The organism is Martinezella rhizogenes, from assembly GCF_007002745.1.
GTDB classification, from domain to species: Bacteria; Pseudomonadota; Alphaproteobacteria; order Rhizobiales; family Rhizobiaceae; genus Agrobacterium; species Agrobacterium cucumeris.
In genome coordinates, this window is record NZ_SGNY01000001.1 from 968,307 (window position 1) to 980,320 (window position 12,014).

Consider the following 12,014-nt stretch of genomic DNA (forward strand, 5'->3'; position numbering starts at 1 on the left):
CTGTTTGTGGCGGAACCGGTTAAGCCGGTTCCCGCGTCATGACAAGGCTTGCATTCTGTCCGCCAAATCCGAAGGAGTTGGACAGAACCGCGCTCACCTCGGCATCCCGCTTCACATTCGGCACCACGTCGAGCGAAATGGTCGGATCGGGATTGTTGTAGTTGATCGTCGGAGGCAGCGTGCCGGTCAGCATCGTCTGCAGCGAGAATACTGCTTCTACGGCACCTGCGGCCGTCAACGTATGGCCGATCATCGACTTGTTGGAAGACAGCGGAATATTCTTCAGGCCTTCGCCGAAGACGGCGAGCATCGAGCCATATTCCATCTTGTCGTTCTCAGGCGTCGAAGTGCCATGGGCATTGATATAGCCGATATCGCTTTCGGCCACGCCCGCATCTGCTAGTGCCGCACGGATCGTCGCAATCGCCGGGCCACCATCGGGCGAAGACCGCGTGCGGTGGAAGCTGTCGGCCTTTTCACCCGCACCCTTGATGATGCCGAGCACCTTCGCGCCACGTGCAACCGCTGCTTCGAGCGATTCCAGCACCAGCGTTGCGGCACCTTCGGCGATCACGAAACCGTCGCGATCCTTGCTGAACGGCTTGGAGGCCTTTTCCGGCGGATCATTCTGGGTCGAAAGCGCGGAGAGAAGCGAGAAGCGGATCAGTGCCTCGGCGCTGACCGAACCGTCGGTCGCAACCGTCAGTGCCCGCTCGGTGCGGCCCTGGCGGATAGCCTCAACGCCGAGCTGGATCGCAGTCGCACCAGATGCACAGGCCGTCGACAGCGTGACCGGCAGGCCGCGTGTGCCAAAGCGGTCGGAAAGACGCTCGGAAATAGCACCGAAAAGCGCCGCTTCCTGGAACGCCGGATCGGGACGCTGGCGCAACGCCGTCATGAACCGCTCATAGGCGTCGCCCGGCTGTGCGGCTGGCGGCGAACGATCGGCAAGCTCGAAACGGGCGCTCCATTCCGGCTCGATCGGCGGTGCTGCGAGAAACAGCGGCCCATCGAAATCACCGGATATACCGGCCTGCGCCAGAGCCTCGATGGTGGTTTCGCGGGCGAAGGCATAGGAGCGCTCGACGGAGTTCGGAACCGGGATATCGATGAAATCCACCGTGCCGCTGATGCGGGTGGAAAGCCCCTCGGTCGGGAAACGGGTGATCTTGTGGATGCCCGACTTGCCAGATGTCAGCGCCGCCCAGTTGTCGGCAAGCCCCTGTCCCAGCGAGGTGATGATGCCCATGCCGGTCACGGCGACGATCGGACGACCGAGATGATCCTTGAAATTGGAAGTCATGGTCTATTCTCCTCAAACGTCGCGCGACAGAACGGCGACACCTTCGCCGCGCACATGGCCGACAGTGGTGACGACGGCTTCACTAGCCGCCTCGCCCATCTGCTTTTCCGCAGCCGCGTCGAAGGCAGGAACCTTCGCGCCGCTTTCAAGCGTCAGCGCCGCCAGCGCCAGTCCGAGCGGAAACTGCGCTTCAAGTCCGTGGCCGGTGATACCGCCAAAACCACGAATGACGGCCTTCGGCAGCGCCTTTTCGAGAATATCCTTCTCGCGCCGGGTCACCTCGTCATAACCGCTCGCGCCGGAAAACACGACGGTTGCAGCGCTGTCCTTTGCAGGCGCAAGCAACCGCTCCATGCGCTTTTCCATGCGGCCGTCATCGCGGCTGCCACGGTCACCCTCGATGGCGTCGATGCGGGCATAGATGCGCGCGCCGCGTTCGCTGGCGTGCTTGCGCGATTCCAGCACGAGGAACGCGCCGAGCGAACCGGAAATCATGCCGCCGCCGTTCTGGTCGCCACGCGACCACAGCGGCTGCCAGCCACCCTGCGCATGCGCGCCGATCGCCTCGAACAGCAGGATCATGTCGGGACGTTCAGCCGAAAAGGCGCCGCCAACCAGCGCATGGCTCGATTCGCCGGAACGAATGCGGTGAAAGGCGGTTTCGACGGCGGAGATACCTGCCGCTTCCTCGCCCATGAACGTGCGGGACGAACCGGTGACCTTGTGCACGATGGAGATGTTGCCGGCCATCAGATTGGAAAGCTGGGCGAGAAACAGCGTCGGGCGCAGCTCCGTGGTCAGCTTCTCATTAAGCAGCACTTCGCGGTCGTTGCGCTTCAGCGCTTCATCGACGATCAGCGTATCGACATTGATGTCGCGCTCGCCGCCGCCGGCCGCCACGATCATGTCCATGGTGGCGCAGGCCTCGGCATTTTCCTTAAGCCCGGCATCATCAAGCGCGAGGCCGGCGGCGAACACGCCGAGCCGCTGCCAATTTTCCATCTGGCGCTGGTCACCGCGCTTGGCGATCTGCGCGGACCAGTCGATCTCAGGCATGGGATGGACCGGATAGGGTTTGAATTTTTCGGTCTCGACAATCGTCGCCGGCGCGGCTGCTCCAGAAAGAAGCGCCACATGCGCCTGGCTGCCGACGCCGTGACAGGTCACGATGCCGACCCCTGTTATCACCACATCATTGTCAGATTTCATCGTCTGTCATCCTTTGCAGCCGGCCCCGCCGAAACGGTCACGGCTATCCAACAGCGGTTGCGAACAACCACTTCATGCGTTGCGGAATAAAGCGCGCGGTGCGGATTGGCAATGGTGAAGGCCCGTTCGGCCATCGCCAGCCCACGATTTTCATGCATCGAAACCGGGCCGACGGGAAAAACGCCCTCTTTCGAAACGGGCGGAAGCGCTTATTTCTGCGCATCCGCGGCAATGGCCGCCATCAGACCGACTTCTTCGGCCCGCTTCTTGACGATGGGACCGAGCGGAATTTCACTGAACGGCATGGTGCGCAGTTTCAGCTGCGCATCGCAGACCTTCTTTCCATCGCTGGTAATCTTCGCCTTGGTTACCGCAAAGCCCGAACCGTCATGCTCGAGCACGGCCTCGATATCGAGAACCGCGCCCGGCTCAACGAAGGTGCGCATCTTGGCGCCATCCACCGACATCAGGAACGGCATGGAGGCAAAATCGCTGAATGCCAGAACCAGCATGCCTGAAGCCTGCGCCATGGTCTCGATCAGGAGGACACCCGGAACCAGCGGCATGCCGGGAAAGTGGCCTTCGAAAACCGGGCTCTTGTCGGGAACGACGGACTGCGCCTTCAACGTGCGCGTCGCCATATCCACGGCTTCGACCTTGTCGATCATCTGAAAATATTCAAGCAACATCCGTCCGGCCCGTCTCTGGTCGGTTGCGACCCGTCCAATGAAAGGCCGGGTCCAGAAAGAGAAATGCCGCCTGAAGCGGGCATCATCATCTCAGCCCTTGGCTGCGCGCAATTCGTCGATCTTGGCGCAGAGGTTCTTCAGCACGAAGTATTCTTCGGTGGAAACCTTGCCTTCGTTGACTTCCTGCGTCCACTGCTCGAGCGGAATCTTAATGCCGAATTCCTTGTCGATAGCGAAAACGATATCCAGAAAGTCGAGGCTGTCGATGCCCAGATCGTCGATCGTGTGGCTTTCCGGCGTAATGGTTTCGCGGTCGATTTCGCTGGTTTCGGCGATGATGTCGGCAACCTTGTCGAATGTAGCTGTCACGCCCATAATCCTTATTGTCGTTCGTATGAATTATCCTGTCTGACGCACCACATAGGCAAGTCGCACAAAAAAGCCAATGGTTTCGTGACGTAACTTTGAAATTTGCCCCAAAACTGTTGCCTAAACAGCAACCGAATGGCGGCCGCGTCCATTGCCGAGATAAGTGTCGAAGATTGCCGCGATATTACGCACGAAGGGCCTTCCGAGCTCCGTGAGCGCAAAAATATCGGCATCCATACGCACCACGCCATCGCTGTTGCCGGCGGCAAAATGCTGTGCCTGTGTCCGCACGGAATGGCTTGCCTTGCCGAAGCGCCGGTCGAGATCCGAAAAATCGAGCGCGAAATCGCACATCAGCCGCTCGATGACATGCGAGCGCAGATGGTCCTCTTCCGACAGTTCTATTCCCTTGACGACGGCAAGGCCGCCCTCGCCGGTCATCCGCTGATATTCTCCGGTCGCCACCATGTTCTGCACATAACCCTGCGGCAGCCTGCCGATGGAAGAAGCGCCAAGGCCGATCAGCGCATCGGCCGTATCGGTGGTATAGCCCTGGAAATTCCGCCGCAGCGCACCCGCTTCGGCCGCCTGGCATAAGCTATCGGCCGGCTTGGCGAAATGATCGATGCCGATCGCTTTGTAACCCGCCTTTTGCAGCATCTCGCCCGCCATCGTCATCTGGCGATACCGCTCGGCAATATCCGGAAGCGCGTGTTCGGGGATCAGCGACTGGTGTTTCTTCATCCACGGAACATGGGCATAACCGAAAAGCGCCACCCGGTCCGGATCAAGCGAGACGATCTGATCCACCGTCTTCTTCAGCGTCTCGCAGGTCTGGAACGGCAGGCCGTAGAGAATGTCGCAATTGACCGAGTGAACGCCCCTCGCCCGCACCGCATCCACAACCGACTTCGTCTGTTCGAAAGACTGGATGCGGTTGATGGTTTTTTGCACTTTGTCATCGAAGTCCTGCACGCCAAGGCTTGCCCGCGACATGCCGACGGCGGCAAGGGCGTCGTAACGGCTGTCATCCAGATCGTTGGGGTCCATTTCCACGCTGATTTCCGGCGCAAGCCCGAAGGTGAAATGACGCCTCAGACAGTCCATCAAACTGACCATATCCTCCGGTTTCAGCATGGTGGGAGAACCACCGCCGAAATGCACGGCACTCACCACCGCATCAGGGGAAACGAGTGCGCCGACCGCTTCGATCTCCTGCTTAAGTGCTTCCAGATAAACGGCAATCGGCTCGTATTTCAGCGTGTGTTTGGTGTGACAGGCACAGAACCAGCACAACCGGTCGCAATAGGGAATGTGCAGGTAAAGCGATATCCGGTTCCTGTGGTTGAGCTCGCCCAGCCATTGCCGATAGGTCGCATTATCGATTCTCTCGTGGAAATGCGGCGCGGTCGGGTAGCTCGTGTAACGGGGTACGGCGCCAGAATATTTGCGAAGAAGTTCGGTATTCATCACCGGTTTTGCCTTTTATCAAGAAAATGTCGATTTCCTCCCTTTCAGTAACGGCTGCGACAGTTTGCAACTTTGACTTCAATCAAATTGCGCCATAAGTTCTTCCTAAAGTAGACGCGGGGACGACGGCTACGCGGCGCAAGCCTTTAAAGAGACCGGATTTGATACCCAAGGTCGCAATCGTCCCGAAAAAGCCAGCATTGGAAAAGGCTTATGGATACGCTGCAGAAGACCATCCACAATTCGGAAGAGCCCTTTGTCTGTCGCTCCTGCGAGGCGCGTCACGGCGGTCTTTGCAGCACGCTGACGCCACAGCAGCTCTGCGATCTCAACCGTTATTCCAGCCGTAAAAAGCTGGAGGCCGGCAATGAGCTGCTCGGCCAGGGGGAACTTGTCACCTCCTATGGCAACATCCTCAACGGCGTGGTGAAGCTTTCGAAAATGATGTCGGATGGCCGCCAGCAGATCGTCGGCCTGCAATTCGCACCGGATTTTCTCGGCCGCCCGTTCATGGCGGAAAGCAAGATGACGGCGGAAGCGGCAACGGATGTCGAAATCTGCCTTTTCCCGCGCCGCATCGTCGATCGCATGGTCTCGGAAGTCCCTGATATGGAGCGCAAGCTGCATAACCAGTCCCTGAAGGAACTGGATGAGGCGCGCGACTGGATGCTGACGCTTGGCCGTAAATCGGCGCAGGAGAAGGTTGCCAGCTTCCTTTATATGATCGCCACCCATATCGACCCGGAAAACGACGACAAATCCGCCTTCGACCTGCCGCTCTCACGCGCCGACATCGCCGATTTTCTCGGCCTCACCATCGAAACGGTGAGCCGGCAAATGACCAAGCTGCGCAAGGAAGGCATTATCCGCATCGAGAACAACCGCCATATCACGGTGCCCGATCTCGACGTCTTGAACGAAGCTGCCGGCAACGACTGACCGGCATTCGCAATTTTTTTCATCGACCCTGAAGCGCGGGTGTTCCAATATTGATGTGCGGCGCCCGCGCCTGAGCGGGGGCGAGCGCAAAACCGGCAAGAACCAGCAAAGCGGCGATGCATTTCATGATGATTCACCCTGTATGCCGCTGTTTCAGCGGCCTGTTTGTTATGGCTGCATCATAAGCGCCAAACCGCATCCATCCGCTTAAAATCTTCGGTAAGCGGATGGTTCAAAGGCAGGGTAAAGAAGGGGTTATGATGTCGCGACGGCCTGACCCGTTAGCGGCAAGTGCCACCATCCCGGGCTCGGTATCGCCGCTTGTTTCTTCTCCCCGCCGGGGAGAAGGTGGCCCGAAGGGCCGGATGAGGGGGAAACGCTAGCGATATGCGGAGAGCTTGCCCCCTCATCCCGCTGCCGCGGACTTCTCCCCCTCGGGGAGAAGAAACACGTGGCATGCGCTCGCTCCATCTCAAGCCTCGTATGGGCCGGCTTGGTTTCAGGGCGTGTTTCGTCACTAAAGGATGTTGGGGTGGGTCCGTTATATCACGCATAACGCGCGGTATGATCTCACTGCGAAGCAGCAGGCGTCGCAACCGGCTTCTGGTTTTCGCCAAGCGCCCGCAGTTCGGCGACCCGGCGCTTGTATTCGGCTTCCGAAATCTGGCCGTTGCGGCGCGCCGCGCCAAGGCGCGAGAGGCTGGATTCCATGGTGGAGGCCTCATCGTCGCCCATCTGGGTGCCGGCCGCCGTCATGGGCGCCGAGAAGGTCGGATAGGTGCCGGTGTCGCGCTTCTGGCTCACCGCATTGTCGCTGACGGGGCGCGGACCGACGATTTCGGCTGTCGGGCGGCGCATATGGGCCGGTGCCACGATCGGTTCGGGAGCCTTGCAGGCGGCGAGCCCGGTAACAACCAGGACGCCGGACAGGGAAAGCACGGCGATTCTCGCAGTATTTTCCGCATATGTTCCCCATGTGCCCATGTGCTTGCCCATCGTCATGTTCCGCCTGTAAAGGATATCTGCCGATATCGAATTCGACTGCGGTTCGGCCCTTTGCGGCCTCCCCTTGCTGGTGGAACTTGTATTCGTTTTCATGCAGAATGTGCAAACACAAATTTGGCGGAGGACAGCGCATGGCGGGTGTTGACGGCGGGCAGAAGAAAAAGGGCGGCAAAACGCCCGGTTTCGACGCCGGATCCGCCGAAGCCTACCTGATCCGCGACCCTGAAGCCTTCGCGATCAACATCGCCCGCGCGCTTGAAAATCTCGGCAAGGCCGCCTCCGAATGGCTGGCGCCGCGCGAACGCGGTGAAATCCCCGAAAACAGCGCCGATCCGATGACCGACCTCGTCAAGACGCTGTCCGATGTCGCGGAATATTGGATGGCCGAACCGAAGCGTTCACTCGAGGCACAGACCCATCTGCTCTCCAGCTATTACGATCTCTGGGCAAAATCCGTGGCGCAGTTTTCCGGCGATGCCGATTCGGCCTCGGAAAAACCCAATGAGACCGGCTCAGCCGAACGTCGCAACCGGCGTTTTGCCGATGCCGACTGGCAGGCCAATCCGTTTTTTGATTTTCTCCTGAAAGCCTACCAGACCACCGTGGGCTTCGCCGACCGGATGGTGACAGAAGCCGAAGGGCTGGACGAACATACCCGCACCAAGGCGCTGTTTTACATGCGGCAGGTGACGGAGGCGCTTTCACCCGCCAATTTCGTCTTCACCAATCCGCAGGTCTTTCGCGAGACGGTCGCTTCCAGCGGCGCCAATCTCGTCAAGGGCATGGCGCAACTGGCGGAAGATGTCGCGGCCGGCAATGGCCACCTGAAACTGCGCCAGACGGATTACAGCAAATTCGTCATCGGCCAGAATATCGCGGTGACCTCAGGCAAGGTGGTGGCGAAAAGTCCGCTGTGCGAAATCATCCATTATGCGCCGACAACGCAAAAGGCCTTCAAACGGCCGCTGCTGATCGTGCCGCCATGGATCAACAAGTTCTACATTCTCGATCTCAATCCGCAAAAATCCTTCGTCGGCTGGTGCCTTGAGCAGGGCCACAGCGTCTTCATGGTTTCCTGGATCAACCCGGATGCCAGCCTCGCCGACAAGGGCTGGGACGATTATATCCGCGAAGGTATCGATTTCGCCCTCGACACCATCGAGGAACGGACCGGTGAGAAGGAAATCAACGCCATCGGTTATTGCGTCGGCGGCACGCTTTTATCCTCCGCACTGGCATTGCATGCACAGCAGGGCGATGAGCGCATCCGAAGCGCCACACTGCTGGCCGCCCAGACAGATTTCATCCATGCCGGCGATCTCAAGGTCTTCATCGATGAGGGCCAGCTTGCCGCGCTCGACAGGCACATGCAGGCGGTCGGTTATCTCGATGGCTCGATCATGGCCACCGTCTTCAACATGCTGCGCGCTTCCGATCTCATCTGGCCCTACATGGTCGATAATTACCTGCGCGGCACCGAGCCCCTGCCCTTCGATCTGCTCTACTGGAATTCCGATTCGACACGGGTAACGGCCGCCAGCCATTCCTTCTATCTGCGCAATTGTTACCTCGAGAACAATCTCGCCCGCGGGCTGATGCGGGTCGCCGACAAGCGGATCAATCTCGGCGATATCAAGATACCCGTTTATGATCTCGCCACCCGCGACGACCATATCGCGCCGGCGAAATCGGTTTTCACGGGTGCCGCGCTGTTCGGCGGGCCGGTGGAATTCGTGCTTGGCGCTTCCGGCCACATAGCCGGCGTCGTCAATCCGCCGCAGCTTGAAAAATACCAATATTGGACGGGATCGTCACCGGCTGGAGACTTTGATGCATGGCAGGCTGCCGCCACCGCCCACAAGGGCTCATGGTGGGTGCACTGGCAGAACTGGATCGAAAGCCAGAACGCTGAAAAGGTAAAGGCGCGCAAGCCGGAAGACGGCAAGCGGCCCGTGCTCGGCGATGCGCCGGGAACCTACGTCCTTTCCTGACCAGTTCCATCATCTCACATCTTCCAGGCCATATGCTCTTCACGCCCCCGCTTATTCCCGCCACGCTGATTTCCCGCTACAAGCGTTTCCTCTTCGATGCTGTTCTCGACGACGGCACGGCGATTACCGGTTCCTGCCCCAATACCGGCTCCATGCGCGGGCTGACGACACCGGGTTCGCGCATCTGGCTATCCGAACATGACAGCCCGACCCGCAAATACCGGCACATGTTTGAAATGGTCGAGGCCGATGGCACCGTGGTCGGCATCAATACCGGCATGCCGAACCGGCTGGCGGAAGAGGCGATCCTGAACGGCCGTATCCCTGAACTTGGCGGCTATTCGACGATCCGGCGCGAACAGAAATACGGCCGCAATTCCCGCATCGATTTTCTGTTGTCCGAACCCGGCCGGCCGGACGCCTATGTTGAGGTGAAGAACGTGCATTTCATGCGCGAAAGGGGTCTGGCCGAATTCCCCGATACCGCCACCAAACGCGGTGCCAAGCACCTGGAGGAGTTGGGTGACGCAGCGGAAGCCGGTTACCGCTCGGTGATGCTCTATCTCATTCAGCGCGACGATTGCGAGCGGATGCGCATCTGTGATGATCTCGATCCCGTCTACGCGCTGGCGTTTCAGCGGGCAATGGCGCGTGGTGTCGAGGCCTATGCGGTGAAATGCGCGGTCTCCCCGACACAAATTTCGGTCAGCGGAACGGTTAAGATGGACGAATGGCGTCCCGCTGTTTTATGAACAGGGACGTAAAGAGACAGAAAGCACCAAGATGGTTACCTATATCGACGCAGCCTCCGCCCCCCTCAAGAATACCGGCGTCATCCGCCTTTATACGCCTGAGGATTTCGACGGGATGCGCAAGGCGTGCCAGCTGACGGCGCGTTGCCTCGATGAACTGGCAGCGATCGTCAAGCCCGGCGTGACGACTGACGCCATCGACCGTTTCGTCTTCGAATTCGGTGCCGACCATGGCGCGCTGCCGGCGACGCTGAATTATCGCGGTTATACGAAATCCGTCTGCACCTCGATCAACCATGTGGTCTGCCACGGCATTCCGGATGAAAAGCCGCTGCGCGACGGCGATATCGTCAATATCGACGTGACCTATGTGCTTGACGGCTGGCATGGCGACTCGAGCCGCATGTACCCGGTCGGCCAGATCAAGCGCGCCGCCGAGCGGCTGATGGAAGTGACCTATGAATGCCTGATGCGCGGCATCGCGGCGGTCAAGCCCGGTGTGCGCACCGGTGCAATCGGCGCGGCAATCCAGGCCTATGCGGAAGCCGAGCGCTGCTCGGTGGTGCGTGACTTCTGCGGCCATGGTGTCGGACGCCTGTTCCACGACACGCCGAACATCCTGCATTACGGCCAGCCGGAGGAAGGGCCGGAGATCCGCGAGGGCATGATCTTCACCATCGAGCCGATGATCAATCTCGGCAAGCCGCATGTGAAGGTGCTCTCGGACGGCTGGACCGCGGTGACGCGTGACCGTTCTCTCTCCGCGCAATATGAACATGCCGTCGGCGTCACGGCCACCGGCTGCGAAATCTTCACGCTGTCACCGGGCGGCTTTGATCGCCCGGGCTTGCCGCCACTCGCATAAGGCCAGACCGCCTATGGCAAAACGCCCTCCCCCGCCTCCCGCCGATCTTTCCCCGACGTCAGGCTTTGAGGCGGGCGAAGGCGACCTGTTCGATGCGGTGGATGAGCGAGGCTTTTTTGCCGAACCGCGAAACGCTCCGAAAAAACCAACCGTCGCCATTGCCGAACAGGAAGCGGAGACCGCGCACTATCACGGCCATCGGGACCGGTTGCGGGCACGTTACCGCGATGGCGGCGACGCCGCGCTTGCCGACTATGAATTGCTGGAACTCCTGCTGTTCCGGCTGATCCCGAGGCGCGATACCAAACCGATCGCCAAGGCGCTGATTGCCCGTTTCGGAACGCTCGGCGGTGTTCTCGGCGCGCCTTTGCCACTGTTGCAGGAGGTGAAGGGCGTCGGCGAGGCCGTGGCGCTCGATCTCAAACTCGTTGCGTCCGTTTCCCAGCGGATGCTGAAAAGCGAAATCCGCAACAAGCAGGTTCTCGGCTCCTGGTCATCGGTTATTGATTATTGTCATGCCGCCATGGCCCATGAAACGCGCGAACAGTTCCGCATCCTCTTCCTCGACAAGCGCAATGTCCTGATCGCCGACGAAGTGCAGGGTCAGGGAACCGTGGACCACACGCCGGTCTACCCGCGTGAAGTGGTGCGTCGCGCCCTTGAACTATCATCTACAGCCTTGATTTTAATACATAATCACCCGAGTGGAGATCCCACCCCCTCGCGGGCGGATATCGAGATGACCAAAACCATCATCGATACGGCCAAGCCGCTCGGCATCACCGTCCACGACCACATCATCATCGGCAAGGATGGCCATGCCAGCTTCAAAGGGCTTCGGCTTATTTGAAAATCAACGGGTACTGACGCGAAGGCTTTAACGCGCATGCAACCCATAAGGGCGGCATCAACAAAAAATTAACACCTATAAATTAGCATTTCCGAAAATAATAAAACAAGGCATCGAACCTTGGTGCCTTGAGGAACGGGGGTGCTTTATGCGTAATGCAGTGCGTTTCCTTCGCGATCGGTCCGGCTCGAATGCTGTCGAGTTCGCCATCGTCGCGCCGATCTTCTTTCTCGTCCTTCTGACCATGATCGCCTACGGCATCTACCTGATGGCGGCCTATTCGGTGCAGCAGATCGCCGCAGATGCGGCGAGAACGGCGGTTGCCGGCCTCAATACAACCGAGCGCCAGCAGCTTGCCCGGGATTTCGTCACCAAAAGCGATCTCAGTTACGCTTTCATGGACAAGGCACGTTTCACCGTCGATGTCGCCACAGATCCCGCCAATGCCAACCAGTTCACGGTCAAGGTCGAATATGATGCCCGCGATCTGCCGATCTGGAGCCTCTACAGCTACACCATGCCAGAGCCGGTCATCCGGCGTTTTTCCACCATCCGGATCGGAGGAGCATGAC

At 59.5% G+C, this 12,014-nt stretch carries 13 protein-coding genes; 6 read left to right on the top strand and 7 right to left on the bottom strand.

Annotation, left to right across the window (positions count from 1 at the left end):
- Positions 1 to 19: 19 nt before the first annotated feature.
- From EXN68_RS04830 to hemN, 6 genes are all read right to left on the bottom strand, one after another.
- The gene (locus tag EXN68_RS04830; protein ID WP_142839823.1) at positions 20 to 1,303 is read right to left on the bottom strand and encodes a beta-ketoacyl-ACP synthase; all 1,284 of its coding nucleotides are present in this window, start codon (positions 1,301 to 1,303) and stop codon (positions 20 to 22) included.
- A 12-nt stretch (positions 1,304 to 1,315) separates the two neighbouring features.
- Positions 1,316 to 2,512, bottom strand: coding sequence for a beta-ketoacyl-ACP synthase (locus tag EXN68_RS04835; RefSeq protein WP_142839824.1), 1,197 nt, complete (start codon positions 2,510 to 2,512; stop codon positions 1,316 to 1,318).
- A complete protein-coding gene (locus EXN68_RS27600) occupies positions 2,509 to 2,670 on the bottom strand; it encodes a hypothetical protein (protein WP_193559497.1) in 162 nt (53 codons plus the stop codon). The genes EXN68_RS04835 and EXN68_RS27600 overlap by 4 nt, the downstream gene beginning before the upstream one ends.
- Before the next feature lie 51 nt (positions 2,671 to 2,721).
- On the bottom strand, positions 2,722 to 3,201 hold the full coding sequence (locus EXN68_RS04840; protein ID WP_080816951.1) for a 3-hydroxyacyl-ACP dehydratase FabZ family protein: 480 nt from the start codon (positions 3,199 to 3,201) through the stop codon (positions 2,722 to 2,724).
- A 90-nt stretch (positions 3,202 to 3,291) separates the two neighbouring features.
- Positions 3,292 to 3,576: an acyl carrier protein gene (locus tag EXN68_RS04845; protein WP_003495848.1), complete on the bottom strand. Its 285-nt coding sequence runs from the start codon at positions 3,574 to 3,576 to the stop codon at positions 3,292 to 3,294.
- Positions 3,577 to 3,690: 114 nt separating this feature from the next.
- Positions 3,691 to 5,040, bottom strand: coding sequence for an oxygen-independent coproporphyrinogen III oxidase (gene hemN, locus EXN68_RS04850; protein ID WP_142839825.1), 1,350 nt, complete (start codon positions 5,038 to 5,040; stop codon positions 3,691 to 3,693).
- A 213-nt stretch (positions 5,041 to 5,253) separates the two neighbouring features.
- On the opposite strand from hemN, the gene fnrN reads away from it, so the two are divergent.
- Positions 5,254 to 5,979, top strand: a complete 726-nt coding sequence (fnrN, locus tag EXN68_RS04855) for a transcriptional regulator FnrN (protein WP_142839826.1) — start codon at positions 5,254 to 5,256, stop codon at positions 5,977 to 5,979.
- A gap of 570 nt (positions 5,980 to 6,549) precedes the next feature.
- Here fnrN and EXN68_RS04860 read toward each other — a convergent pair.
- On the bottom strand, positions 6,550 to 6,975 hold the full coding sequence (locus EXN68_RS04860) for a hypothetical protein (protein WP_237681352.1): 426 nt from the start codon (positions 6,973 to 6,975) through the stop codon (positions 6,550 to 6,552).
- A gap of 140 nt (positions 6,976 to 7,115) precedes the next feature.
- Between EXN68_RS04860 and EXN68_RS04865 the strand changes: the two genes are divergently transcribed.
- The 5 genes from EXN68_RS04865 to EXN68_RS04885 all read left to right on the top strand — a co-directional run bounded on the left by EXN68_RS04865 (position 7,116) and on the right by EXN68_RS04885 (position 12,013).
- Positions 7,116 to 8,975: a PHA/PHB synthase family protein gene (locus EXN68_RS04865; RefSeq protein WP_142839827.1), complete on the top strand. Its 1,860-nt coding sequence runs from the start codon at positions 7,116 to 7,118 to the stop codon at positions 8,973 to 8,975.
- Between the two features lie 32 nt (positions 8,976 to 9,007).
- Positions 9,008 to 9,727, top strand: coding sequence for a DNA/RNA nuclease SfsA (gene sfsA / locus EXN68_RS04870; RefSeq protein ID WP_142839828.1), 720 nt, complete (start codon positions 9,008 to 9,010; stop codon positions 9,725 to 9,727).
- Between the two features lie 31 nt (positions 9,728 to 9,758).
- Positions 9,759 to 10,592 carry a type I methionyl aminopeptidase gene (gene map / locus EXN68_RS04875; protein ID WP_142839829.1) on the top strand — a complete coding sequence of 278 codons (834 nt, stop codon included), beginning with the start codon at positions 9,759 to 9,761 and terminating at the stop codon, positions 10,590 to 10,592.
- A 13-nt stretch (positions 10,593 to 10,605) separates the two neighbouring features.
- Positions 10,606 to 11,442 (top strand): RadC family protein, encoded by an 837-nt coding sequence (gene radC / locus EXN68_RS04880; protein WP_142839830.1) that lies wholly within the window; start codon positions 10,606 to 10,608, stop codon positions 11,440 to 11,442.
- Positions 11,443 to 11,590: 148 nt separating this feature from the next.
- A complete protein-coding gene (locus tag EXN68_RS04885) occupies positions 11,591 to 12,013 on the top strand; it encodes a TadE/TadG family type IV pilus assembly protein (RefSeq protein WP_142839831.1) in 423 nt (140 codons plus the stop codon).
- The last annotated feature ends 1 nt before the right edge of the window (position 12,014 follow it).

Coding starts and splice junctions, on each gene's coding strand:
- EXN68_RS04830 (WP_142839823.1), bottom strand. CDS start 1,303: ATGACTTCCAATTTCAAGGATCATCTCGGTCGTCCGATCGTCGCCGTG.
- EXN68_RS04835 (WP_142839824.1), bottom strand. CDS start 2,512: ATGAAATCTGACAATGATGTGGTGATAACAGGGGTCGGCATCGTGACC.
- EXN68_RS27600 (WP_193559497.1), bottom strand. CDS start 2,670: ATGCATGAAAATCGTGGGCTGGCGATGGCCGAACGGGCCTTCACCATT.
- EXN68_RS04840 (WP_080816951.1), bottom strand. CDS start 3,201: ATGTTGCTTGAATATTTTCAGATGATCGACAAGGTCGAAGCCGTGGAT.
- EXN68_RS04845 (WP_003495848.1), bottom strand. CDS start 3,576: ATGGGCGTGACAGCTACATTCGACAAGGTTGCCGACATCATCGCCGAA.
- hemN (WP_142839825.1), bottom strand. CDS start 5,040: ATGAATACCGAACTTCTTCGCAAATATTCTGGCGCCGTACCCCGTTAC.
- fnrN (WP_142839826.1), top strand. CDS start 5,254: ATGGATACGCTGCAGAAGACCATCCACAATTCGGAAGAGCCCTTTGTC.
- EXN68_RS04860 (WP_237681352.1), bottom strand. CDS start 6,975: ATGGGCAAGCACATGGGCACATGGGGAACATATGCGGAAAATACTGCG.
- EXN68_RS04865 (WP_142839827.1), top strand. CDS start 7,116: ATGGCGGGTGTTGACGGCGGGCAGAAGAAAAAGGGCGGCAAAACGCCC.
- sfsA (WP_142839828.1), top strand. CDS start 9,008: ATGCTCTTCACGCCCCCGCTTATTCCCGCCACGCTGATTTCCCGCTAC.
- map (WP_142839829.1), top strand. CDS start 9,759: ATGGTTACCTATATCGACGCAGCCTCCGCCCCCCTCAAGAATACCGGC.
- radC (WP_142839830.1), top strand. CDS start 10,606: ATGGCAAAACGCCCTCCCCCGCCTCCCGCCGATCTTTCCCCGACGTCA.
- EXN68_RS04885 (WP_142839831.1), top strand. CDS start 11,591: ATGCGTAATGCAGTGCGTTTCCTTCGCGATCGGTCCGGCTCGAATGCT.